Origin of the sequence: Streptomyces sp. UNOC14_S4, assembly GCF_020740835.1 — a bacterium.
Taxonomy (GTDB): Bacteria; Actinomycetota; Actinomycetes; order Streptomycetales; family Streptomycetaceae; genus Streptomyces.
In genome coordinates this window covers 1-2,283 of the sequence record NZ_JAINFC010000804.1, presented here as the reverse complement: position 1 = coordinate 2,283, position 2,283 = coordinate 1, and the positions used below count along the sequence as shown (strand labels likewise).

Annotated in this window: 1 protein-coding gene; it reads right to left on the bottom strand. The window is 75.7% G+C overall.

Annotation, left to right across the window (positions count from 1 at the left end; all coding sequences use genetic code 11):
* Positions 1-3: 3 nt before the first annotated feature.
* Positions 4-2,280 carry a xanthine dehydrogenase family protein molybdopterin-binding subunit gene (locus tag K6I34_RS35915; RefSeq protein ID WP_229332222.1) on the bottom strand — a complete coding sequence of 759 codons (2,277 nt, stop codon included), beginning with the start codon at positions 2,278-2,280 and terminating at the stop codon, positions 4-6.
* Positions 2,281-2,283: the final 3 nt, after the last annotated feature.

The window sequence follows — 2,283 nt, the reverse complement described above, 5'->3', positions numbered from 1 at the left end:
TACTCAGACCGCCCCCGCCCCCACCGCCGCCTGCGGGCGGATCGGGAGGCGGTTGACCGGGCGGCCCGTCGCGGCGCGGACCGCCGCGGCCACGGCCGCCGGGGCCGTGACGACCGGGACGGCGCTGATCGCCTTGGCGCCGAACGGGGCCACGACGTCGCGCTCCTCGACGAGCTTGACGATGCGGATGTCGGGGGTGTCCAGCGAGGTCGGCAGCGGGTGGCCCGTGAGGTCGGGGCGGCGGACGAGGCCGCCGTTGGTGCGGAGGTTCTCCATGAGGGCCGCGCCGACGCCCTGGGTGATGCCCGCCTCGATGCGCGCGTGGGCCTGACGGGGATTCAGTACCCGGCCCACGTCCTGGGCCACGGCCATCTCCACCACGCGCACCGAGCCGAGCTCGATGTCGACGTCGACGACCGCGCGCACGGCGCAGAAGGCCATGCCGACGAAGGCGTCGCCCTGGCCGGTGTCGTCCAGCGGCTCGGTCGGGTGGGGGCGGCACTGCGCGGTGGCCCACAGTTCCTTGCCATCGAGGGCCTCGGCGACCGTCGTGCTCAGCACGCCGTCGTACGAGTGGATACGGCCGTCGGTGATCGTCAGCAGCTCGGTGGACATGCCGAACTGGGCGGCCAGCGGCTGCAACAGCTGCGTGCGCACCATGCGCGCGGCCCGCTCGACCGCGCCGCCCGAGACCCATGTGTGGCGGCTGCGCGCGCCCGCGCCCGCGGGCGGCTGGTCGGTGTCGACGGGGGCGATGTACACCTCGTCCAGGCCGAGGACCTCCTGGACGATCTGGCGGGCGAGCGTCGCGAAGCCCTGTCCCGTCTCGACGGCCGCGCAGATGACCGTGGCGACCGAGCCGGTCACCTTGACGGTGGCCGTGGACACCTCGTCCGCGCCCTCCGCGCCGAGCATGTGGACCATGCCGAGGCCGTAGCCGACGCCGCGGCGCACCGCGCCCGGGTCCCCGGCGCCGTCCGGGCCGCCGGGGAGCAGCCACTCCTCCTCGGGGTCGTCCACGGGGAGTGCGGGCAGCGGGAAGTCGCGTACGGAACGCAGGAGTTCGGCGACGGGCGCCGGGCAGGTCACGGTCTGGCCGGTGGGCAGCAGGTCGCCGGTGGCCATGACGTTGCGCAGGCGCAGCTCGGCGGGGTCGAGCCCCAGCCGGGCGGCGAGCTTGTCCATCTGGCCCTCGTACGCGGCGCACACCTGCATCGCGCCCTCGCCGCGGACGTGGCCGGACGGCGGGTTGTTGGTACGTACGGCCCAGCCCTCGACGAAGGCGTGCGGGACGACGTACGGGCCGCACGCGAAGGCGACGGCGGCGGCGAGCGCCTCGGAGGAGGAGTCGGCGTAGGCGCCCGCGTCCATCAGGATCTGCGCCTCGACCTTCACCAGCTTGCCGTCGGCGTCCGCGTGATGGCGGTAGCGCAGCAGCGTCGGGTGGCGGTGCGGGTGGCTGAGGAAGGACTCCTCGCGCGTGGCGGCGAGCTTGACGGGGTGGCCGGTGCGCAGGGCCAGCAGGCCGAGCGCCAGCTGCATGGCCGGGTCCTCGCGGTCGCCCATGGCGCCGGGTACGCCGGTGACGACGACCTTGACGCGCTCGGGCTCCAGGCCGAAGCAGGCGGCGGCGAGGTCGCGGTCGGCGTGCGGGTCGGTGGAGGCGGTGTAGATCTCCACGCCGCCGTCGGGACGCGGCACGGCGAGCCCGGCCTCGGCGCCGATGGGGGCGGGGTCCTGGCGGCCGATGCGGTACAGGCCCTCGACCACGACCTCGCCCGTCGCCTCGGGGTCGCCGAAACGCAGCGGGATATGGCGGATCAGATTGCCGTCGGGGTGCAGCGGTTCGGCGGCGAACGCCTGCTCGGGGTCGGTGACCGGCTCCAGCGGCTCGTACTCGACGGCGATGGCGGCCGCGGCGAGGCGGGCCGTGTCGGGGTGGTCGGCGGCGACGGCGGCGACGGGCTCGCCGTGGTGGCGCACGACGTCGGAGGCGAAGACCGGGCGGTCGGCGACACGGCGGCCGTGGGCGGCGTCGCCCGGCACGTCGGCGTGGGTGATCACGGCCCGTACGCCCGGCATGCGGGCGGCCTCGGACGCGTCGATCGACAGGATGCGGGCACGCGGGTGCGGCGAGCGCAGCACGGCGGCCCAGAGCAGACCCTCGGCCCACAGGTCGGAGGCGTACGGGTAGATGCCCTGGGTCTTGGCGTCCGCGTCGGCCGCGGGCAGGGAGACGCCGAGGCCGTGCGGGGGCGGCTCGACGGCGCCGCCCGGCAGGGT